Annotated in this window: 20 protein-coding genes; 15 read left to right on the forward strand and 5 right to left on the reverse strand. The window is 63.0% G+C overall.

Annotation, left to right across the window (positions count from 1 at the left end; translation table 11 throughout):
- Positions 1 to 33 precede the first annotated feature (33 nt).
- Complete coding sequence (gene serB / locus ACQKQA_RS10015) at positions 34 to 1248, forward strand: phosphoserine phosphatase SerB (protein ID WP_427556228.1); 1215 nt, start codon at positions 34 to 36, stop codon at positions 1246 to 1248.
- Positions 1249 to 1317: 69 nt separating this feature from the next.
- Here serB and asd read toward each other — a convergent pair whose 3' ends face one another.
- Genes asd through ACQKQA_RS10030 form a run of 3 tightly spaced genes read right to left on the reverse strand, consistent with a single transcriptional unit; the run spans position 1318 to position 4593 of the window.
- Positions 1318 to 2178: an archaetidylserine decarboxylase gene (gene asd, locus ACQKQA_RS10020; RefSeq protein ID WP_427556231.1), complete on the reverse strand. Its 861-nt coding sequence runs from the start codon at positions 2176 to 2178 to the stop codon at positions 1318 to 1320.
- A gap of 17 nt (positions 2179 to 2195) precedes the next feature.
- The gene (gene rhdA, locus ACQKQA_RS10025; protein ID WP_427556233.1) at positions 2196 to 3011 is read right to left on the reverse strand and encodes a thiosulfate sulfurtransferase; all 816 of its coding nucleotides are present in this window, start codon (positions 3009 to 3011) and stop codon (positions 2196 to 2198) included.
- A 43-nt stretch (positions 3012 to 3054) separates the two neighbouring features.
- A complete protein-coding gene (locus tag ACQKQA_RS10030) occupies positions 3055 to 4593 on the reverse strand; it encodes an HDOD domain-containing protein (RefSeq protein WP_427556236.1) in 1539 nt (512 codons plus the stop codon).
- 166 nt (positions 4594 to 4759) lie between these two features.
- On the opposite strand from ACQKQA_RS10030, the gene motA reads away from it, so the two are divergent.
- A complete protein-coding gene (gene motA, locus ACQKQA_RS10035; RefSeq protein WP_427556239.1) occupies positions 4760 to 5611 on the forward strand; it encodes a flagellar motor stator protein MotA in 852 nt (283 codons plus the stop codon).
- Positions 5612 to 5614: 3 nt separating this feature from the next.
- Positions 5615 to 6685, forward strand: coding sequence for a flagellar motor protein MotB (motB, locus tag ACQKQA_RS10040; RefSeq protein ID WP_427556242.1), 1071 nt, complete (start codon positions 5615 to 5617; stop codon positions 6683 to 6685).
- 73 nt (positions 6686 to 6758) lie between these two features.
- On the opposite strand, the gene rsgA is transcribed toward motB, so the two are convergent.
- Complete coding sequence (gene rsgA / locus ACQKQA_RS10045; RefSeq protein ID WP_427556244.1) at positions 6759 to 7790, reverse strand: small ribosomal subunit biogenesis GTPase RsgA; 1032 nt, start codon at positions 7788 to 7790, stop codon at positions 6759 to 6761.
- Between the two features lie 107 nt (positions 7791 to 7897).
- On the opposite strand from rsgA, the gene orn reads away from it, so the two are divergent.
- Both orn and ACQKQA_RS10055 read left to right on the forward strand, forming a co-directional pair.
- A complete protein-coding gene (orn, locus tag ACQKQA_RS10050) occupies positions 7898 to 8440 on the forward strand; it encodes an oligoribonuclease (RefSeq protein ID WP_007921399.1) in 543 nt (180 codons plus the stop codon).
- A gap of 175 nt (positions 8441 to 8615) precedes the next feature.
- Positions 8616 to 9230 carry a trimeric intracellular cation channel family protein gene (locus ACQKQA_RS10055; protein WP_427556288.1) on the forward strand — a complete coding sequence of 205 codons (615 nt, stop codon included), beginning with the start codon at positions 8616 to 8618 and terminating at the stop codon, positions 9228 to 9230.
- Here ACQKQA_RS10055 and queG read toward each other — a convergent pair.
- Entirely contained in the window at positions 9212 to 10291 is a 1080-nt protein-coding gene (queG, locus tag ACQKQA_RS10060; protein WP_427556248.1) for a tRNA epoxyqueuosine(34) reductase QueG, read from the reverse strand. The two genes, ACQKQA_RS10055 and queG, sit on opposite strands and share 19 nt — an antisense overlap.
- A 63-nt stretch (positions 10292 to 10354) precedes the next feature.
- Between queG and ACQKQA_RS10065 the strand changes: the two genes are divergently transcribed.
- The 10 genes from ACQKQA_RS10065 (at position 10355) to ACQKQA_RS10110 (ending at position 21288) form a co-directional block, all read left to right on the forward strand.
- Positions 10355 to 11215: an NAD(P)H-hydrate dehydratase gene (locus ACQKQA_RS10065; protein WP_427556250.1), complete on the forward strand. Its 861-nt coding sequence runs from the start codon at positions 10355 to 10357 to the stop codon at positions 11213 to 11215.
- Entirely contained in the window at positions 11203 to 11673 is a 471-nt protein-coding gene (gene tsaE, locus ACQKQA_RS10070) for a tRNA (adenosine(37)-N6)-threonylcarbamoyltransferase complex ATPase subunit type 1 TsaE (RefSeq protein ID WP_427556253.1), read from the forward strand. The genes ACQKQA_RS10065 and tsaE overlap by 13 nt, the downstream gene beginning before the upstream one ends.
- 3 nt (positions 11674 to 11676) lie before the next feature.
- Positions 11677 to 13104: an N-acetylmuramoyl-L-alanine amidase gene (locus tag ACQKQA_RS10075; protein WP_427556290.1), complete on the forward strand. Its 1428-nt coding sequence runs from the start codon at positions 11677 to 11679 to the stop codon at positions 13102 to 13104.
- On the forward strand, positions 13101 to 15011 hold the full coding sequence (gene mutL / locus ACQKQA_RS10080; protein ID WP_427556256.1) for a DNA mismatch repair endonuclease MutL: 1911 nt from the start codon (positions 13101 to 13103) through the stop codon (positions 15009 to 15011). The genes ACQKQA_RS10075 and mutL overlap by 4 nt, the downstream gene beginning before the upstream one ends.
- Complete coding sequence (miaA, locus tag ACQKQA_RS10085; RefSeq protein WP_427556259.1) at positions 15011 to 15982, forward strand: tRNA (adenosine(37)-N6)-dimethylallyltransferase MiaA; 972 nt, start codon at positions 15011 to 15013, stop codon at positions 15980 to 15982. The genes mutL and miaA overlap by 1 nt, the downstream gene beginning before the upstream one ends.
- A gap of 92 nt (positions 15983 to 16074) precedes the next feature.
- Positions 16075 to 16335 (forward strand): RNA chaperone Hfq, encoded by a 261-nt coding sequence (gene hfq / locus ACQKQA_RS10090; protein WP_007921378.1) that lies wholly within the window; start codon positions 16075 to 16077, stop codon positions 16333 to 16335.
- A 12-nt stretch (positions 16336 to 16347) separates the two neighbouring features.
- Positions 16348 to 17649: a ribosome rescue GTPase HflX gene (hflX, locus tag ACQKQA_RS10095; RefSeq protein ID WP_427556262.1), complete on the forward strand. Its 1302-nt coding sequence runs from the start codon at positions 16348 to 16350 to the stop codon at positions 17647 to 17649.
- 96 nt (positions 17650 to 17745) lie between these two features.
- Positions 17746 to 18915, forward strand: coding sequence for an FtsH protease activity modulator HflK (hflK, locus tag ACQKQA_RS10100; RefSeq protein ID WP_427556265.1), 1170 nt, complete (start codon positions 17746 to 17748; stop codon positions 18913 to 18915).
- Positions 18915 to 19784, forward strand: coding sequence for a protease modulator HflC (gene hflC, locus ACQKQA_RS10105; protein ID WP_427556267.1), 870 nt, complete (start codon positions 18915 to 18917; stop codon positions 19782 to 19784). Before hflK ends, hflC begins: the two co-directional genes overlap by 1 nt.
- A 316-nt stretch (positions 19785 to 20100) precedes the next feature.
- Entirely contained in the window at positions 20101 to 21288 is a 1188-nt protein-coding gene (locus ACQKQA_RS10110; RefSeq protein ID WP_427556270.1) for an ATP phosphoribosyltransferase regulatory subunit, read from the forward strand.
- The last annotated feature ends 36 nt before the right edge of the window (positions 21289 to 21324 follow it).

Genomic DNA, 21324 nt, shown 5'->3' on the forward strand with positions numbered 1-21324 from the left:
AATGCGGTTTTTTTCCACCTGCGGGGGTGCGCCTTGCGCGAAATCGTCCTGATAAACATCACTGGTGAAGACCGTCCGGGTCTCACTGCGGCCATTACCGGCGTTCTGGCACAGAGTGGTGTGAACATTCTCGACATCGGTCAGGCGGTGATTCACGACACGCTGTCGTTTGGCATCCTGGTTGAAATTCCGGACAACGAGCAAAGCTCGTCGGTGCTCAAGGACATCCTGTTCACTGCCTATGAGCTGGACCAGCAGGTCCGTTTCACGCCGGTTTCCGAAGAGGACTACCAGCAATGGGTCGGCGGCCAGGGCAAGAAGCGCCATATCGTCACCTTGCTGACCCGCAAGGTCACCGCCGAGCAGCTGCAGCGCGTCAGTTCGATCACCGCCAAGTACGGCCTGAACATCGACCACATCGATCGCCTCTCCGGGCGCATGCCGCTGGACACCCCGGCCGACAAGGGCAAGGGCTGCATCGAGTTTTCCGTGCGTGGCGAAGCGGCCGATCCGCAGGCGCTGCGGGCCGAGTTCCTGAGCGTTGCCCAGGAGCTGAACGTCGATATCGCCTTCCAGGAAGACTCGCTGTTCCGCCGTAACCGCCGCCTGGCGGTGTTCGACATGGATTCGACGCTGATCGAGGCCGAAGTCATCGACGAGCTGGCCAAGGCGGCGGGCGTGGGCGATCGGGTCGCGGAAATCACCGAGCGGGCCATGGCCGGCGAGCTGGATTTCCGCGCCAGCTTCAAGGAGCGCCTGGCCTTGCTCAAGGGCCTGGACATCAAGGTGCTGGACTCCATCGGCGCCTCGCTGCGTCTGACCGAAGGTGCCGAGACGCTGTTCGCCGAACTCAAGCGCCTGGGCTACAAGACCGCGATCCTCTCGGGCGGCTTCACCTACTTCGCCAAGCAGTTGCAGGCCAAGCTGGGGATCGACTACGTATTCGCCAACGAGCTGGAAGTGGTCGACGGCAAGGTGACCGGTGTCGCGGTCGAGCCGATCGTCGATGCTCAACGCAAGGCCGACCTGCTGCGCGAGCTGGCGGCCAAGGAAGGTTTGCGCCTGGAGCAGACCATTGCCGTGGGCGATGGCGCCAACGACTTGCCGATGCTGGCGATTGCCGGTCTGGGCGTGGCTTTCCGTGCCAAGCCGCTGGTCAAGCAGTCCGCCAAGCAGGCGATCTCCACCCTGGGGCTGGATGGCGTGCTTTATCTGCTGGGCTTGCGCGATCGCGACGGCCAGCTCTGAGCCGAACCGCAAGCAAAAAAAACGCCGCGATCCGCGGCGTTTTTTATGTCCAGGTTTTATGCCCGGATATCAGGCCTTGGGCAGGCCCATGCCTTGACCCATCTGGACCGGCGAGCCGGCGGCCAGTGTCTCGGCCCACTGTATCTGGTCCGGACCGAACAGCACGATCGCGGTGGAACCCAGCTTGAAGCGCCCCAGTTCGGCGCCTTTTTCCAGGTGGATCGGCGCGCGGGCAGCTTCGTCGTAGCGCACGGTCTTCAGTTCGCGCTTCGGCGGCGTCACCAGGCCGGCCCAGACGGTTTCGATCGAAGCCACGATCATCGCACCCACCAGCACCACGGCCATCGGGCCGCGCTCGGTATCGAAAACGCACACCACGCGCTCGTTGCGGGCGAACAGTTCCGGCACGTTTTCCGCCGTGGTCTGGTTGACCGAGAAGATCCGCCCCGGCACGTAGACCATTTCCCGCAGGGTGCCGGCCAGCGGCATGTGCACGCGGTGGTAATCCTTCGGCGACAGGTAAACGGTGGCGAAATCGCCGCCCATGAACGGCGCGGCTAGCGCCGAATCGCCACCCAGCAGCTCGAGCACGCTGAAGCTGTGGCCCTTGGCCTGGAATACCCGTCCATGTTCGATCGGGCCAAGCTGGCTGATCGCGCCATCGGCCGGGCTGAGAATCGCGCCCGGTGTCTGGTCCAGCGGCCGGGCGCCGTCTTTCAGGGCGCGGGTGAAGAAGGCGTTGAAGTGCTCATAGGCGGTCAGGTCTTCCACCAGCGCTTGCGACATGTCCACCTGGTAACGCTTGGCGAACCAGGTGGTGAAGGCGTTCTTGAACCAGCGCACGCGGCATTCGGCGATGCAGCCGGCCAGGCGCGACAGCAAGTGGTGGGGCAGCAGGTACTGGCTGAGGATAAACAAACGCTTTTTCATTAACTGTCCTTAAAACCTTAAATCTCTACGGGCGTATCGGGGTGATTGCCCCATTCGCCCCAGGAACCGGCATAGCCTTTGACTCGCGGATAACCGAGCGCCTTGGCCACCAGGTAGGTGAAGCCAGAGCGGTGGTGAGTCTGGCAGTGGGTAATCACTTCTTTGTCTTTGCTGATGCCGAGCTGCTCGAGGATCTGCGGCATATCGCTGCGGATCCGCAGGTGGCGCGCCGGGTCCATGCCCGCGGTCCACTCGAAGTTGATCGCGCCGGGGATGTGCCCACCCTTGGCGGCGAGGACTTTCTCCCCCGAGTACTCCAGCGGGCCGCGGGCATCCCAGATGGCCAGGTCGGCGGCGCCGAGACGGCTTTGCAGGTATTCGCGGGTGGCGGTCGGTTCGTCGTGCAGGGTCAGGGCAACGGGGCCGCCGACAGGTGCCGGCACTTCGCTCGAGACCGGCAGGCCGTCAGCCAGCCAGGCCAGCAGCCCGCCATCCAGGTAGTGGTAGCGCGAGTGCCCGATCACATCCAGCAACCAGATGAAGCGCCCGGCCCAGCCGCCGCCTTCGTCGTCGTAGACCACGTAGACCGCATCCGGGTTATGCCCCAGTTCGCCGAACAGCGCTTCGAGGGTTGTCTGCGACGGCATCAGTCCAGGCGCCGGCGCCTGGCCGAGCTGGGTACGCTTGGGATCGACGAAATGCGCACCGGGAATATGCCCCGCGGCATAGCGGGCGGAACTGGTCAGGTCCACCAGAATCAGTTCGCGGGCGTCGAGGCGAGGGAGCAAGTCGCTCGGTTCGATCACCAGCGGCAAGCCAGAGAAGTCAGACATGTGAGGTCTCCAGGGCACAAAGGGGAGAATTGTAGCGCAAGCGTCAGCGGCTGCGGTTGGTAAAGCTGTGCAGGGCCCTTTCGATGCACTTCGCGGTCTTGCCGAAAGCCTGTACGGAGATGTCCGAGAAGGGTTGGCCACCCTGGTCGGCGACGATCAGCATGATCACCCGGCCGTTGCTGGGGACCGAGCGCAGCAGCAGGTGTTCGCCACGAAACAGCGTGCGCAGGCTATCGGGCAGGCGGGCGGAGAACTGGGCGTTGTTGGCCGGTGTCAGGCGCACTTGCGCCGGGGCTTCCAGCAAGCGCTGCAATACGCTGCTCTGATTGACCGCCAGTGTCAGGCTGGTGGCTGGCGCGGGTAGTCCGGCCACCTGATGCACCCGCAACTGGGTCCGCGTGCGGTCGACCATCAGCAGCATCACCCGGCGCATGCCGCAGGCCACCAGGGCATCGCGGGCCTGGGTGGTCAGGTGCATGGCGTTGCTGAAGCGGCTGGGCTCCTCCAGCAGTTCGCTGCACTGCTTGCGCCATTTGGCCAGGTCTTCGGCACTGAGGCCGGGGACCGGAAGCTCGCCACGATGCGCGCGACGGCAGTCCCAGGGCCAGAGCAGGGCCTCGGCCGGGTGCCACAGGTCGGGCATGCTGTGATGCCGGGCACTCTGCGCGGCTTGCTGGTGCAACTGCTGTTGCAGCTCGTCCAGCGGCATCTGCAGGTACAGGCTGGTGAGGTACTGCCAGCGCATGCAGTGCGGACCGGTCCAGGACTCTTGCGCCGAGAGCGCCAGGGCGTTGGCCAGCAAGACGCTGTTGGCCGGCTGGTTCAGCCAGCGCTGCAAGGTCGGATCGGCATCCAGGCATTGTTGCTGGTGCAGCGGATGGGCGTTGTCGCGGGCGATATGCAGGGCCTTGACCAGGTGGTCCTGCTCGTCGATCAGCAGGCGGTAGCCTTGCTGCACCCAGATCGGCAGATGCCAGATCTCCACCAGCACCTGGCACAGGGCAAGCAGGCTGACGCCGAACAGTTCCTGCTCGACCTGCTGCAGCGGTTCGCCCTTGTGCACGACCCGTAGTTCCCATTCTTCGAGCAGCTTCGGATAGGCCAGTGCCATGGGCCACAGCGGCGAGAGAAACAGCAGGCTGCCCCAGTGAATGTCCTGCCAGAGCCTGGCCAGGCGTCCGGCAAAAAAACCGTTGGCTTGTTGGGTCGCGTGCTGGCTGACCAGTTGCAACTGGCGCAGTCCGGCGGGGATCTGCTGCTCGGGCTGGGCGGGCAGGCGCTCGAGCAACTCTTCGGTACGGGTGAGGCCCAGACGGTTGAGGGCGACTTCCAGGTTCTCGGCCGGCTCGCTCATGCTGCCGTGGGTGTGGCGATTGGCTTCGCGGATCACGCTCAGGGCCAGCGCGGGGCTGTCCTGCATCAGGTCGGCAATGTCGCGCAACGAGCTGCGATTGTCCCGGATGGCCTTGCAAACCCGGTCGTGGCTGGCTTGCGGCACCGGCAGGCGGACCGCATCGAGCAGCTTTACCCAGGCTTCGAGGGAGTTGGGTGCGGTAGTTGGGACTGTCGTTTCATTAGACATGGCTGGGCGCAATTATCGTCTGCTGTGAACACGCCCAGAGCGGGCCAAACTGGCTTTTCGCCTTAACGGCCTATAGTCTGGCGCAGTTTTGCCGATAAGTAGAAGAAGAGTTTTAAGAACTTCCGAATATGACCTTGAACCCGACTCAATAAGTACTTTCCTATCTATGGCTAAAATTATCGGCATCATCGTCGTGTTCGCGAGCGTGCTCGGCGGATACGTGCTTTCTCACGGCAAGATTGCCGCCTTGATCCAGCCTTTCGAGGTCATGATTATCGGCGGCGCCGCGCTGGGGGCGTTCCTGCAGGCGAACCCTGGGCACATGACCATGCACGTGCTCAAGAAGTCCCTGGGGATGTTCGGTTCGCGCTTCTCCAAGACCTTCTACCTGGAAGTCCTGGGGCTGATCTACGAGATCCTCAACAAGAGCCGCCGCGAAGGCATGATGGCGATCGAGGGCGATATCGAAGACGCCGCGGCCAGCCCGATCTTCGCCAAGTACCCGGCAGTGCTCAAGGATGAACGCATGACCGCGTTCGTCTGTGACTACCTGCGCATCATGTCCTCCGGCAACATGGCTCCCCACGAGCTGGAAGGCCTGTTCGACATGGAGCTGTTCAGCCTCAAGGAAGAACTCGAGCACCCGTCCCACGCGGTCAACGGCATCGCCGACGGCATGCCGGGTTTCGGTATCGTCGCGGCGGTACTGGGTATCGTGGTGACCATGGCGTCCCTGGGCGATGGCGACCAGAAGTCCATCGGCCTGCACGTAGGTGCGGCGCTGGTCGGTACCTTCTTCGGTATTCTCGCGGCCTACGGTTTCTTCGGTCCGTTGGCCCACTCCCTGGCCCACGATGCCAAGGAAGAGCTGAACGTCTACGAAGCCATCAAGGCCTCCCTGGTGGCTTCGGCTTCCGGCATGCCGCCATCGCTGGCGGTGGAGTTCGGGCGCAAGGTTCTGTACCCGGCGCACCGTCCGAGCTTCGCCGATCTGGAACAAGCGGTTCGCGGTCGCTAAGCCATGGAAAACAATCAGCCGATTATCATCAAGCGCGTCAAGCGCTTTGCCGGCGGGCATCACGGCGGGGCGTGGAAGATCGCCTTCGCCGACTTCGCCACAGCGATGATGGCGTTCTTCCTGGTGCTGTGGCTGTTGTCCACCGCGACCCCGGAACAGAAGATCGCCATTGCCGGTTACTTCAAGGACCCGATCGGCTTCTCGGAAAGCGGCACGCCCTACATCATCGACCTGGGCGGTTCTCCCGAGCTGGCCCCGGACAACACGCTCAATCCCGAGATCAAGTCGCAGCCGCAGCCAGACAAGGTCACGGTGGACACCGATCAGGTCGAGAACATGGCCGAGCAGGTTGAAAGAGAGCGTCTGGAACTGTTGCTCCAGGAGCTGCAGAACAAGGTCGAAGAAAACCCGCAGTTGCAGAAGTTCAAGGACCAGATCCTGTTCGAGATCACCCCGGACGGCCTGCGTATCCAGATCATCGACTCGGAAAACCGGCCGATGTTCGACTCCGGCAGTGCGCGCCTGAAGCCGTACTTCGAGGACATCCTGCTGGCCATGGCCGACACCATCAAGGCGGTGCCGAACAAGATCAGCATCAGCGGTCACACCGATGCCAAACCTTATGCGGGGACTGGCGATTTCGGTAACTGGGAGCTTTCGGCCAACCGCGCCAACGCCGCGCGTCGCGCGCTGGTGGCGGGCAGTTATCCGGACGCCCAGGTGGCGCGTGTGGTGGGTTATGCCTCGTCGTCGCTGTTCGATCGCAAGGATCCGTTCAACCCGGTCAACCGGCGTATCGACATCGTGGTGCTGACCAAGAAGGCCCAGCGTGCGATCGAGGGTGAAGGTGCTCCCGAGGCTCCAGCACCGACCCAGGGCCAGGGGGCTCCGGGTGAAGTGCCAGCCGATCCGAACGCCTTGCCGCCAGAGCAGGAGCCATTGCCGGCCCATGAATTGCGCGAGCGTTTGAATCTCTTCGAGGATGTTGCGCCGAAGACCGAAGGGGCAGGCGCGGCGGTGCCTGCACCTGCACCTGCACCTGCACCTGCCGCCGCACCTCCAGCGGCACGCTGACCCACAAGCAACAGTGCTGCATAAAAAAGGCCGCGATCATCGCGGCCTTTTTGTTTGTGCGGGGTGCTGCCTATTAATAGCTGTTGTCCGGCAGGCTGGCGATGATCGAGCGGTAGCTGTTCATCCGTTGTTGCTGGATCCGGCCGTCTTCCAGGGCCTTGAGCAGGGCGCAGCCCGGTTCGCGGTCATGTTTGCAGTCGCGGAAGCGGCAGGTGCCCAGCAGGTCGTTGAACTCGATGAAGCCCGCTTCGACATCGGCGCGGCTGACGTGGCCCAGGCCGAATTCGCGAATCCCCGGGGAGTCGATCAGCTCGCCGCCGCCCGGGAAGTGGAACAGGCGCGCGGTGGTGGTGGTGTGGGTGCCCTGGCCGGAGAGCTCCGACAGGGGACCGACGCGGGTTTCCACCTCCGGCAGCAGGCTGTTCACCAACGACGACTTGCCCACGCCGGACTGACCGACGAACACGCTGATCCGCCCGTCCAACTGCGCTTGCAGCTGTTCCATGCCGTTGCCGTGGTGAGCCGAGACTTCCAGCACCGGATAGCCCAACTGCCGATAGACCGCCAGCAAGGCGTTCAGGGCCGGGGCATTGTGCTCGTCGATCAGGTCGAACTTGTTGAGCAGCAGCAGCGGGCGGATGCCGGCATGTTCGGCCGCGACCAGGTAACGGTCGATCAGGTTGGCGTGGGGCTCGGGCAGTGGGGCGAAGACGATCACGATCATGTCGACGTTGGCGGCGACCGGCTTGAGCTGGCCGCGGCTGTCCGGGCGGCACAGCTCGGTGTGGCGCGGCAGTTGCGCGACGATCACCCCGATGCCCTGGTTGCCCGGGCGCCAGACCACCTGATCGCCGGTGACCAGCGCTGGCAGGTTGGCGCGCAGGTAGCAGCGGAACACCTGGCCGGCCAGTTCGCCTTCGCGCGCCTCGACCTCGACCTGGACACCGAAGTGGGCGATCACCAGGCCGGTCTGTTCGGGGCCGAGATCGCCGCCTTCCAGTGCTTCCACGGCGGAGGATTCACGTTTGGCGGCGCGGGCGGCGCGCTCGCCTTGAATCTTTTCGATGCGCCAGTTTTGGCGGCGATTGAGCTGGCGTTTGGCCATTGGTGTTCCGTGTCGATAATGCGGCGGTTAGGTAAAACGGCCGCGAGTTTAGCACGCCAGCAGGCCCCTCTAGGCTAAACTGCGCAACTACGCCGAGGAGCCGACACATGCAAAACCCGCAGAATCTGATCTGGATCGATCTGGAAATGACCGGTCTGAACCCTGACACCGACGTCATCATCGAGATGGCGACCATCGTCACCGATAGCAACCTCAATACCTTGGCTGAAGGACCGGTCATCGCCATCCACCAGAGCGATGAAATTCTCGCCGGCATGGATGAGTGGAACACCCGCCAGCACGGCGGCTCGGGGCTGACCCAGCGCGTGCGTGAAAGCCGTATCAGCATGGCCGAGGCGGAAGCGCAGACCATCGCGTTCCTGGAACAGTGGGTGCCCAAGGGCAAGTCGCCGATCTGTGGCAACAGCATCTGCCAGGACCGGCGTTTCCTGTATCGCCATATGAAGGCGCTGGAAAGCTACTTCCACTACCGCAACCTGGACGTTTCCACCCTCAAGGAACTGGCTGCCCGCTGGGCGCCGGACGTGCGCGACAGCTTCAAGAAAGGCAGTACCCACCTGGCCCTGGACGACATCCGCGAGTCCATCGCCGAGTTGCAGCATTACCGCAAGCACTTCATCAAGCTCTGATGGTTCGGCGTTGAACCTATCGCGGGCAAGCCTCGCTCCTACAGATCACGCGTACCTGTAGGAGCGAGGCTTGCCCGCGATGGGGTGATGCGCTTTTTCAGGCGGAATGCCGGCGCGCCCTCTTTTGGTGCCCAGGCGATCTGAGTAGACTGCGCGCCTTTGCGTAAGGACCGCCATCATGCTGCTGATGCTTTACCTGATTGCCATTACCGCCGAAGCCATGACTGGCGCCTTGTCTGCCGGGCGTCGCGGCATGGACTGGTTCGGCGTGGTGTTGATCGCCTGCGTCACGGCCCTGGGTGGCGGTTCGGTGCGCGACGTGCTGCTGGGGCATTACCCGCTGACCTGGGTCAAGCACCCGGAATACCTGGTACTGACCTCGGTTGCCGCCCTGGTGACGATCTTTATCGCGCCGCTGATGCGCCACCTGCGTTCGCTGTTCCTGGTGCTCGACGCCGTGGGGCTGGTGGCCTTCACCCTGATCGGTTGCATGACCGCCCTGGAGATGGGCCATGGCATGCTGGTGGCCTCGGTCAGTGGGGTTATCACCGGGGTGTTCGGCGGCATCCTGCGGGACATCTTCTGCAACGATATTCCGCTGATCTTCCGTCGCGAGCTGTATGCCAGCGTCTCGTTCGCCGCGGCCTGGTGCTACATGCTCTGCATCTATCTGCAATTGCCCGGCGAGCAGTCGATCCTGATCACCCTGTTTGGCGGTTTTCTACTGCGCCTGCTGGCGATCCGTTTTCACTGGGAAATGCCCAAGTTCGTCTACAACGACGAGCATTGACGGCTGGCGTGCTGCTGCAGCGCCCATTCCACGTGTTCGCGCACCAGTTCCGAGGGGTAGTCCCGGCGGGCTTTCAGGGCTTCCAGCACCGGGATGCTCGACGGCGCGTTGCCCAGCCCCACCGCCAGGTTGCGTAACCAGCGCTCGTAACCGGCGCGGCGTAGCGGCGAGCCTTCGGTGCTGCTGAGGAATTTCTCCTCGTCCCACATGAACAGTTCGGCCAGTTCGGCATTGTCGAGGTTGTGCCGCGGCTGGAAATCGCCTTCGCCGGAAGGGCGGGCGAAGCGGTTCCACGGGCAGACGATCTGGCAGTCGTCACAGCCGAATACCCGATTGCCGATCAGCGGGCGCAGGTCCTCGGGAATGGCGTTTTTCAGTTCGATGGTCAGGTACGAGATGCAGCGTCGGGCGTCCAGGACATAAGGACCGACGAAGGCCTTGGTCGGACAGATGTCCAGGCAGGCGCTGCAACGGCCGCAATGCTCGGTGGCGTGGGGCTCGTCCACCGGCAGGGGCAGGTCGACGAACAGTTCGCTGAGGAAGAAGTAGCTGCCGGCCTTGCGGTTGAGGACCAGGGTGTTCTTGCCGATCCAGCCGAGCCCGGCCTGTTCGGCGATGGCCTTTTCCAGTACCGGGGCGCTGTCGACGAAGGCGCGGTAGCCGAACGGACCGATTTCCTTCTGGATGCGCTCGGCCAGTTGCTGCACGCGCTTGCGGATCAGCTTGTGGTAGTCGCGGCCCAGGGCGTAGCGCGACACATAGGCCTTTTCCGGCTGGGCCAGGCGCTGGGCCATCTGGGTATCGCCGGGCAGGTAATCCATGCGCAGCGACACCACGCGCAGGGTGCCGGGCACCAGTTCGTCCGGATGGGAACGTTTGCTGCCGTGGGCGCCCATGTAGTCCATCTCGCCGTGGTAGCCCGCCTCGAGCCAGCGCTCCAGATGCTGCTCATGCTCGGCCAGGTCCAGGCCGCTGATGCCGACTTGCTGAAAGCCCAGCTCGCGCCCCCAATCCTTGATCGATTGGGCGAGGGTGGACAGATCGGTGGTAATGGCAGGCATGAGGCGAGAGAAACCGGGGCTGAGGTGCGTATAATTCTGCCAGACATCGGAGCCCGAAGACGCATGCCGCAGACAAAACACCCGTTACCCGACATTCAGTTGCTGACGCCTGGCGCCTTGCCGCGGCTCGAGGCCCGTTCGCCAAGTGCCCATAAAGGCCAGTTCGGGCACCTGTTGCTGATCGGCGGCGATCGCGGTTTTGGCGGCGCGGCCCTGCTGGCCGCGGAGAGTGCCTTGCGCAGCGGCGCCGGGATGGTGTCCCTGGCCACCCGCGGCGAACACGTTCCCGCGGCGTTGGCGCGGGTTCCGGAGGTCATGGCGCTGGGCACCGATTCGGCCAACCAGTTGATGGGCTTGCTGGATCAGGCTTCGATCATCGTGGCGGGGCCGGGTCTGGGGCAGGCGGCCTGGGGGCGCAGCCTGTTGTCCGCCGCGGCCAATGCGCCGCGGCCCCAGGTCTGGGACGCCGATGCGCTCAATCTGCTGGCCAAGGGCGGTCTGGCCTTGCCCGCTGACAGCGTAATCACCCCACACCCAGGGGAAGCCGCACGTCTGCTCGGCATCACTACCGCGCAGGTACAGGCGGATCGCCCGGCGGTCGCTCGGGCCCTGAGCAAAAAATACACAGCCGTTGCCGTCCTCAAGGGCGCCGGGAGCCTGATCGCCAGCCCCGATGGGCGCCTGGCCCGTTGCGGTCGGGGGCATCCGGCCATGGCCACGGCCGGGCTGGGGGATGTGCTGGCCGGTCTGGTCGGGGCGTTGCTGGCCCAGGGGATGCCGGCGTTCGATAGCGCTTGCCTTGCGGTCTGGCTGCATGCCGTCGCCGGCGAGCATCAAGGTAAATTGGGCCGGGGGCTGGCGGCCAGCGATCTGATTCCGGCCATTCGTCAGTTGCTGGAGGAGCAGTCACCGTGTCTGAAATAACCCTGTATCTGGCGGACGAAAACGCCATGGTTGCCTTTGGTGCGCGTCTGGCGCAGGTCACCCAGGGGGTGGGCGTGATCTTTCTGGAGGGCGACCTGGGGGCGGGGAAGACCACGCTGTCTCGGGGGCTCATCCGTGGCCTGGGGCATGCCGGCGCGGTGAAAAGTCCGACCTTTACCCTGGTCGAGCCTTACGAGATCGGCGAAGTGCGGGCTTTTCACTTCGATCTTTACCGTCTGGTCGACCCTGAAGAGCTGGAGTTTCTCGGTATCCGCGACTACCTCGAGGGGGATGCGCTGTGCCTGATCGAGTGGCCCCAGCGTGGTGCAGGCTTTTTGCCAAAGCCGGACCTGACCATTACCATTAGCCCGCATAACAGCGGGCGTTCTCTGCATTTGTCGTCGCAAGGCCCGCGAGGCGAGTCCTGGTGTGCCGCTTTGGCGTTGGAATTCAAATAATTGATGGGGTTAGGTATGCGCATTCGCGCGTTGGTTGCTGTCGTAGGACTGTTGCTTACGGCATTGGCCGTCGACGCTCTGGCTGCTACACAGGTCCGCAGCGTTCGCCTGTGGCGGGCGCCGGATAACACGCGGCTGGTCTTCGACCTGTCCGGTCCGGTCCAGCACAGCGTCTTCACCCTGACGGCCCCCGATCGTCTGGTGATCGATATCAACGGCGCGACCCTCGGCGGGCCGCTGAATGTCGCCACGGCGAACACGCCGATCACCGCCATGCGTTCGGCCCAGCGCACGCCGACCGACTTGCGGGTGGTCATCGACCTGAAAAAGGCCGTCACCCCCAAGAGTTTCACCCTGGCGCCCAACGCCCAATACGGTAACCGCCTGGTGGTCGACCTGTTTGACAACCCGGCTGACGCTGCGCCGACCCCACCGCCGACGCCGAATGTCGCGACCGTGCCGGCCGTGCCGGTGGCGCCGAACAAACCCGAGATCAAGCTGCCACCGGCGCCGGCCGGCAAGCGCGATATCGTCGTGGTCATCGATGCCGGCCACGGCGGCGAAGACCCGGGGGCTTCCGGCTCTCGCGGCCAGCATGAGAAAGACGTCGTGCTGGCCATCGCCCGTGAGTTGCAGCGTCAGGTCAACGGCCTGAAAGGCTTCCGTGCCGAGCTGACCCGTACGGGTGACTACTTCATTCCATTGCGTGGCCGTACCGAAATCGCCCGCAAGAAGGGCGCGGACCTGTTCGTCTCGATCCATGCTGACGCCGCACCTTCCACGGCGGCCTTCGGGGCATCGGTGTTCGCCCTGTCCGACCGTGGCGCCACCTCCGAGACCGCCCGCTGGCTGGCGGACAGCGAAAACCGTTCCGACCTGATCGGCGGGGCCGGCAACGTCAGCCTGGACGACAAGGACCGGATGCTCGCCGGGGTGCTGCTCGACCTGTCGATGACCGCCTCGCTGACCTCCAGCCTCAATGTCGGGCAGAAAGTGCTCAGCAACATCGGTCGGGTCACCCCGCTGCACAAACAGCGCGTCGAGCAGGCTGGCTTCATGGTGCTCAAGTCTCCGGACATTCCATCGATCCTGGTGGAAACCGGCTTTATCTCCAATGCCAACGAAGCGTCCAAGCTGGCCACCGCCAGCCATCAGCAGGCATTGGCGCGCTCCATCAGCAGTGGCGTGCGGCAGTTCTTCCAGCAGAACCCGCCACCGGGCACCTACATCGCCTGGCTGCGGGACTCCGGGAAAATCGCCCAGGGACCGCGTGACCACCGTGTGAGCCCGGGGGAAACCCTGGCGATGCTCGCCGTGCGTTATCAGGTTTCCGCCGCCACCTTGCGCAGTGCCAACAACCTGAGCAGCGACGAGCTGAAAGTCGGTCAGACCCTCACCATCCCGGGTACAGAACTGGCGGCCAAGGAATGAACGACGCAGTCATCAACCGCGCCCGCATCGAGCTGCTCAGCCCGCGGCTGGCGAACCAGATTGCCGCCGGTGAGGTGGTCGAACGCCCGGCCTCGGTGATCAAGGAGTTGCTGGAGAACAGCCTGGACTCCGGGGCCAAACGCATCGACGTGGATGTCGAGCAGGCCGGGGTCAAGCTGCTGCGGGTACGCGACGACGGCAGCGGGATTTCCGCGGACGATCTGCCGCTGGCCCTGGCGCGTCACGCCACCAGCAAGATCCGCAATCTCGAGGACCTGGAACAGGTCATGAGCCTGGGCTTTCGTGGTGAAGCCCTGGCGTCCATCAGCTCGGTGGCGCGCCTGACCTTGACCTCCCGCACCCGCGAGGCCGATCAGGCCTGGCAGGTGGAAACCGAAGGCCGCGACATGGCGCCCCGCGTGCAGCCAGCGGCCCACCCGGTCGGTACTTCAGTGGAAGTGCGCGATCTGTTCTTCAATACCCCGGCCCGGCGCAAATTCCTCAAGGCCGAGAAAACCGAGTTCGATCACCTGCAGGAAGTGATCAAGCGCCTGGCCCTGGCGCGTTTCGATGTGGCTTTTCATCTGCGCCACAACGGCAAAAGCGTGCTCAGCCTGCATGAAGCCAACGATGATGTGGCCCGTGCGCGGCGAGTGGCGGCAGTATGCGGCTCGGGTTTTCTTGAGCAGGCGCTGCCGATCGAGGTCGAGCGTAACGGCCTGCATCTGTGGGGCTGGGTAGGCTTGCCGACCTTTTCCCGCAGCCAGGCGGACCTGCAATATTTCTACGTCAACGGTCGCGCGGTGCGCGACAAGCTGGTGGCCCACGCGGTGCGCCAGGCTTACCGTGACGTGCTGTTCAACGGTCGGCACCCGACCTTTGTCCTGTTCTTCGAAGTCGATCCGGCGGTGGTGGACGTCAACGTGCACCCGACCAAGCACGAAGTGCGCTTCCGCGACGGGCGCATGGTCCACGACTTCCTGTATGGCACCTTGCACCGCGCCTTGGGCGACGTCCGGCCGGAAGACCATCTGGCGGCACCGGCTGCGGCGGCCGGTATCGTGCGGCCGACCGGTATCGAGGCCGGTGAGTTCGGTCCCCAGGGCGAAATGCGCCTGGCGGCGAACCTGACCCTGGAGCAGCCGCAGACCCAGCCGACTTTCACCCCTTCGAATGCGGGTGCGGGATCGGGTTATCAGTACCAGTACACGCCGCGGCCGCAGCCGACGCTGCCCGCGGCTGAAGCGCAGGCGGCCTATCGCGAGTTTTTCGCGCCATTGCCCGAGTCCGGGGCCGCGGCCCTGCCGGATGCGCAGGGTGATATCCCGCCGCTGGGCTACGCCCTGGCGCAGCTCAAGGGCATCTATATCCTCGCGGAAAACGCCCAGGGCCTGGTGCTGGTGGATATGCACGCGGCCCATGAGCGGATCATGTACGAGCGCCTGAAGGTAGCGATGGCCAGCGAAGGCCTGAGTGGCCAGCCGTTGCTGGTGCCGGAGTCGATTGCGGTCAGTCAGCGTGAAGCCGACTGCGCCGAAGAGCATGTCGGCTGGTTCCAGCGCCTGGGCTTCGAATTGCAGCGCCTGGGCCCGGAATCTCTGGCAATCCGCCAGATTCCGGCCCTGCTCAAGCAGGCGGAAGCCAATCGCCTGGTGCATGATGTTTTGGCCGACCTGATGGAGTACGGCACCAGCGACCGGATCCAGGCGCACCTCAACGAACTGCTCGGCACCATGGCCTGCCACGGTGCGATCCGGGCCAATCGCCGTCTGGCCTTGCCGGAAATGAACGGCCTGTTGCGTGACATGGAAAACACCGAGCGCAGCGGCCAATGCAACCATGGCCGACCGACCTGGACCCAATTGGGGCTGGACGATCTGGACAAACTCTTTTTGCGCGGTCGTTGATGAGCCAGTTTCCCCCAGCGATTTTCCTGATGGGCCCGACTGCCGCCGGCAAGACCGACCTGGCCATCGAACTCACCAAAGTCCTGCCCTGCGAACTGATCAGCGTCGATTCGGCGCTGGTCTACCGCGGCATGGACATCGGCACCGCCAAGCCTTCCAAGGAAATACTGACCGAGTTTCCCCATCGGCTGATCGATATTCTCGACCCGGCCGAGAGCTATTCGGCGGCGGACTTCCGTACCGATGCGCTGGCGGCCATGGCCGATATCACTGCACGGGGCAAGATCCCGCTGCTGGTCGGCGGCACGATGCTTTATTACAAGGCTTTGCTCGAGGGTCTGGCGGATATGCCGCCGGCCGATCCGCAGGTGCGCGCCGAACTCGAAGAAGAAGCGGCGCGCCTTGGTTGGCAGGCCCTGCATGACCAATTGGCGGCGATCGATCCCGAATCGGCGGCGCGGATTCACCCCAACGATCCGCAGCGCCTGACCCGGGCGCTGGAAGTCTATCGGGTTAGTGGCCTGAGCATGACGGCCCACAGACTGCGACAATCTGCGCAAAGTACTGAAGCAGCCGCTTCGGGACGGGGACAATTGCCCTATACTGTTGCGAACTTGGCCATTGCCCCGGCAAACCGCCAGGTACTGCATCAGCGTATTGCACAAAGATTCACAATTATGTTGGAACAGGGATTCGTCGAGGAGGTCGTAGCTCTGCGTTCTAGAAGTGACCTGCATGCCGGGTTGCCGTCTATACGTGCTGTAGGCTACCGACAGGTCTGGGATTATCTGGATGGCAAGCTGACATTCGCCGAGATGCAGGAGCGCGGCATTATCGCCACGCGCCAATTGGCGAAACGCCAGTTCACCTGGTTACGCAGCTGGGCTGATTTGCACTGGCTTGACAGCCTGGATTGCGACAATCTGCCACGCGCCTTGAAATACCTGGGGACGGTCTCCATATTGGGCTGAGTCCTTGCAATTGCCGTCTATCCTTGGGGGTGGGGCGGTTTGAGCCATCTGTTTTCTGATTTTTATTATTGATCCTTAAAGGAGTGCGGCACATGTCAAAAGGGCATTCGCTACAAGACCCTTACTTGAACACTTTACGTAAAGAGAAAGTTGGGGTTTCCATCTATCTGGTCAACGGGATCAAACTGCAAGGTACGATCGAGTCTTTCGACCAGTTCGTTATCCTGTTGAAAAACACCGTCAGCCAAATGGTTTACAAGCACGCTATCTCGACAGTGGTGCCGGTTCGTCCAATTCGCCTGCCTAGCGCATCCGAATCCGAACAAGGTGACGCTGAGCCAGGTAACGCCTGATAGGAGTCTCCTTTGTTCTTTGAGCGCCACGGTGGTGGTGAACGTGCAATTCTCGTTCACTTGGATGGTCAGGACCCTGAGGCGCGCGAAGATCCGCAGGAGTTTCAGGAGTTGGCAACATCGGCCGGCGCCGAGACCGTCGCGTTTGTTAACGTGCCGCGTCATCGGCCAACCGCCAAGTACCTGGTTGGCAGTGGCAAGGTCGAAGAGTTACGCGACCTGGTCAAAGCCGAACAGGTCGAGTTGGTGATTTTCAATCACATCCTCACACCCAGTCAGGAACGTAACCTCGAACGTGTTTTCGAGTGCCGCGTGATTGACCGCACGGGTCTGATTCTCGATATCTTCGCCCAGCGCGCCCGCACTCATGAAGGCAAGCTCCAGGTAGAACTGGCCCAGCTTGAGTACATGAGTACGCGTCTGGTTCGTGGCTGGACTCACCTTGAGCGGCAAAAAGGCGGTATCGGTCTGCGCGGCCCGGGTGAAACCCAGCTCGAGACTGACCGGCGCCTGCTGCGGATTCGCTTGCGACAGATCAAGTCCCGGCTGGAGAAGGTCCGCGGCCAGCGTGAGCAGGCTCGTCGTGGGCGCAAGCGCGCCGATATTCCTTCGGTGTCGTTGGTGGGCTATACCAACGCCGGCAAATCCACCTTGTTCAACTCCGTGACCGAGTCCGATGTATTCGCGGCCGACCAGTTGTTCGCCACCCTCGACCCGACCTTGCGCCGGCTCGAGCTGGACGACCTCGGTCCGATCGTGCTGGCCGACACCGTGGGTTTCATTCGCCACCTGCCGCACAAGCTGGTGGAGGCGTTTCGGGCTACGCTCGAAGAGTCGAGCAACTCCGACCTGCTGCTGCATGTGATCGATGCCCACGAGCCAGAGCGCATGGCCCAGATCGAACAGGTCATGGTGGTCCTCGACGAGATCGGGGCCCAGGACTTGCCGATACTGGAGGTCTATAACAAACTCGATTTGCTCGAGGGCGTGGACCCGCAGATCCAGCGCGATGCCGATGGCAAGCCGCAGCGAGTCTGGTTGTCGGCCCGCGAGGGGCAAGGGCTGGACCTGCTCAAGCAGGCCATTGCCGAACTGCTGGGCGACGATTTGTTCGTCGGCACCTTGCGCTTGCCGCAGCGTTTTGCTCGACTGCGAGCGCAGTTCTTCGAGTTGGGCGCGGTACAGAAAGAAGATCATGACGAGGAAGGTGTCAGCCTGCTGGCTGTTCGCTTGCCACGGGTCGAGCTGAATCGACTGGTAAGTCGCGAAGGCATGCAGCCGCTGGAGTTCATCGAGCAACACACTTTGCAATAAAAGCCTGAAAAAGCGGTTGTGCCGCTGTAGCAGGCATTCTGTAGCATTGGTCGGCGCGCCGAGGGTGCGTCTTTGCTTTATCAGATGGAGAGCGCTATGGCTTGGAATGAGCCGGGTGGCAACTCGAATAATCAGGATCCCTGGGGTGGCAAGCGCCGCAACAATGGCGACCGCAAGGGGCCGCCGGATCTCGACGAGGCCTTCCGCAAGCTGCAGGAAAGCCTGAATGGGTTGTTCGGTGGTAGTAAGAAACGTGGTGACGACGGTGGCGGTTCCGGTAAGGGCGGTGGTTTCGGCCTGCTCGGTATCGGTCTGGTCGTGCTGGCGGCAGCGTGGCTGTACAGCGCGGTGTATGTCGTGGACGAGCAGGAGCAGGCCGTGGTGCTGCGCTTCGGCAAGTACTACGAAACCGTTGGCCCGGGCCTGAACATCTACTTCCCGCCGATCGATCGCAAGTACATGGAAAACGTCACGCGCGAGCGTGCCTATACCAAGCAGGGTCAAATGCTGACCGAAGACGAAAACATCGTCGAAGTGCCGCTGACCGTGCAGTACAAGATCAGTAACCTGCAGGACTTCGTGCTGAACGTCGATCAGCCGGAAATCAGCCTGCAGCACGCGACCGACAGTGCCTTGCGCCACGTCGTGGGTTCCACCGCGATGGACCAGGTGCTGACCGAAGGTCGTGAGTTGATGGCCAGCGAGATCAAGGAGCGTCTGCAACGTTTCCTCGATACCTATCGCACCGGTATCACCGTTACCCAGGTGAACGTACAGAGCGCAGCGGCACCGCGCGAAGTGCAGGAAGCCTTCGATGACGTGATCCGCGCCCGTGAAGACGAACAGCGTTCGCGCAACCAGGCTGAAACCTATGCCAACGGCGTCGTGCCGGAAGCCCGTGGTCAGGCCCAGCGGATCATCGAAGATGCCAACGGTTACCGTGGCGAAGTGGTTTCCCGCGCCAAGGGTGAGGCCGACCGCTTCACCAAGCTGGTGGCCGAGTACCGCAAGGCACCTGAAGTCACCCGTGAGCGTCTGTACCTGGACACCATGCAGGAAGTCTTCAGCAGCACCAGCAAGGTTCTCGTGACCGGTAACAAGAACGGCCAGAGCAATCTGCTGTACCTGCCGCTGGACAAGATGGTCGAAAGTGGCCGCAGCACCAGTACCCCGGTGACTGGCGCGGCAGCCAGCAGCAATGAAGCGAATGTGCGTGCGGCAGCTGATCTGCAGCAACAGCAGACGCGTACCAGGGAGAGTCGCTGATGAGCAATAAATCGCTGATCGCCCTTATCGTCGGCGTCGTCGTGGCGATCGCTGCCTGGAACTGCTTCTACATCGTCGCTCAGACCGAGCGCGCGGTGTTGCTGCAGTTCGGGCGTGTGGTCCAGGCTGACGTTCAGCCGGGCCTGCATGTGAAAGTGCCTTATGTGAACCAGGTGCGTAAGTTCGACGCTCGCCTGATGACCCTGGATGCACCGACCCAGCGTTTCCTGACGCTGGAAAAGAAAGCCGTGATGGTAGATGCCTTTGCCAAGTGGCGCGTGAAGGATGCGGAGCGTTTCTACACCGCGACTTCCGGCCTCAAGCAGATCGCCGACGAGCGTCTTTCCCGTCGCCTGGAGTCGGGTCTGCGTGACCAGTTCGGTAAGCGCACCCTGCACGAAGTGGTCTCCGGTGAGCGTGATGCGCTGATGGCGGATATCACTGCTTCGCTGAACAAGATGGCCGAGAAAGAGCTGGGTATCGAAGTGGTCGATGTCCGGGTCAAGGCCATCGACTTGCCGAAGGAAGTGAACCGCAGCGTCTTCGAGCGTATGAGCACTGAGCGTGAGCGTGAGGCTCGCGAGCACCGCGCCAAGGGTAACGAGCTGGCGGAAGGCATTCGTGCCGACGCCGATCGTCAGCGCCGCGTGCTGCTGGCCGAAGCCTATCGTGAGTCGGAAGAGATTCGCGGTGACGGCGACGCCCAGGCTGCGGCCATCTACTCCAAGGCCTACGGTCAGGACCAGGAGTTCTACGGTTTCTACCGTAGCCTGCGCGCCTATCGTGAAAGCTTCGCGAATAAATCCGACGTCATGGTCCTCGACCCAAGCAGCGACTTTTTCCGTTATCTGGAAAAGGCCAAGCCTTGAGGCAACGTTGACCCTGAATCACCCCGCCCGGCGGCTAAAACGTCTGGCGGGGTGATCCTTTGGGAAAACGAGTGTATGATGCGGCAGCCGGGAAATTCCCGGCTTTTTTGCGTCTGCACGTTTGATTGTGGTTGTGGGTGCAAGACGGCGAGTTGAACGACTCGACAGCTTTTTTCGAGGAAAGTGAGTGGCGAAGCCGGTTTCAGGCTTTTCGCCGCGTCGCCCATGCGCGGGGTTTGCGTAATGAGCCAATCATTTTCTGTTTCACTCAAGGCCCGCCCATAGGCAGGCCGCCTGGTCACAGGGGAATGGCGTAATGGCAACGGTAGACCGCTGGCTGCTGCCAGATGGCATCGAAGAAGTACTGCCACCTGAGGCGGCGCGCATTGAAGTCGCGCGTCGTCAGGTGTTGGATCTGTTCCAGAGCTGGGGTTACGAGTTCGTCGTGACCCCTCATATCGAGTACCTGGAATCCTTGCTGACTGGCGCGGGCCAGGACCTCGATCTGCGTACCTTCAAGGTCATCGACCCGCAGTCGGGTCGGCAGATGGGTTTCCGCGCCGACATTACGCCACAGGTGGCCCGTATCGATGCGCATACCCTGCGTCGCGAAGGTCCAAACCGCCTGTGCTATGCCGGTAGCGTACTGCATGCGCAGCCGCGCGCCTTGTCGACCTCGCGCAGCCCGATCCAGCTGGGCGCCGAGTTGTACGGCGATGCCAGCCCGAGCAGCGATGTGGAAGTCATCAGCCTGATGCTGGCGATGCTGCAACTGGCCGATGTGCCGGATGTGCACATGGATCTGGGGCATGTCGGTATCTACCGTGGTCTAGCCCAGGCCGCCGGTCTGTCCGGCGCCGTAGAGCAACAACTGTTCGACGCCCTGCAACGCAAGGCGATCGATGAAGTCGTCAGTCTGACCGAAGGCCTTCCTGCTGACCTGGCGGGCATGCTGCGGTCCCTGGTGGACCTGTGCGGCAGTCGCGAAGTGCTGAGCGATGCCCGGCGCCGCCTGGCTGGCGCGCCGACTCCGGTGCTGGCGGCTCTGGATGAATTGCTGACGATCGCCGAGCGCTTGTCGGTGCGTTTCCCGGATTTGCCGCTGTACTTCGACTTGGGCGAGCTGCGCGGCTATCACTACCACACGGGTGTGGTGTTCGCCGTGTTCGTGCCGGGTGTTGGCCAGTCCATTGCCCAGGGCGGTCGTTACGACGATATCGGCGCCGACTTCGGTCGCGCCCGCCCGGCAACCGGCTTCTCTACCGATTTGAAAACCCTGGTGACCCTGGGGCGTGCCGAGATCGAGCTACCGTCTGGCGGTATCTGGATGCCGGACAGTACGGATGCAGTCCTCTGGCAGCAGGTTTGCCAGTTGCGCAGCGAGGGTCAGCGTGTGGTTCAGGCCTTGCCTGGGCAACCTTTGGCCGCCGCCCGCGAAGCGGACTGCGACCGGCAATTGATTCAGCAGAATGGGCTTTGGCAAGTATTGCCGCTGGTTTCTTGAGTTTTCCTGCCGGCGGCTGCCGGCACCAAGTTTGCG

The sequence above is a fragment of the Pseudomonas sp. NPDC089530 genome, assembly GCF_050280705.1.
Taxonomy (GTDB): domain Bacteria; phylum Pseudomonadota; class Gammaproteobacteria; order Pseudomonadales; family Pseudomonadaceae; genus Aquipseudomonas.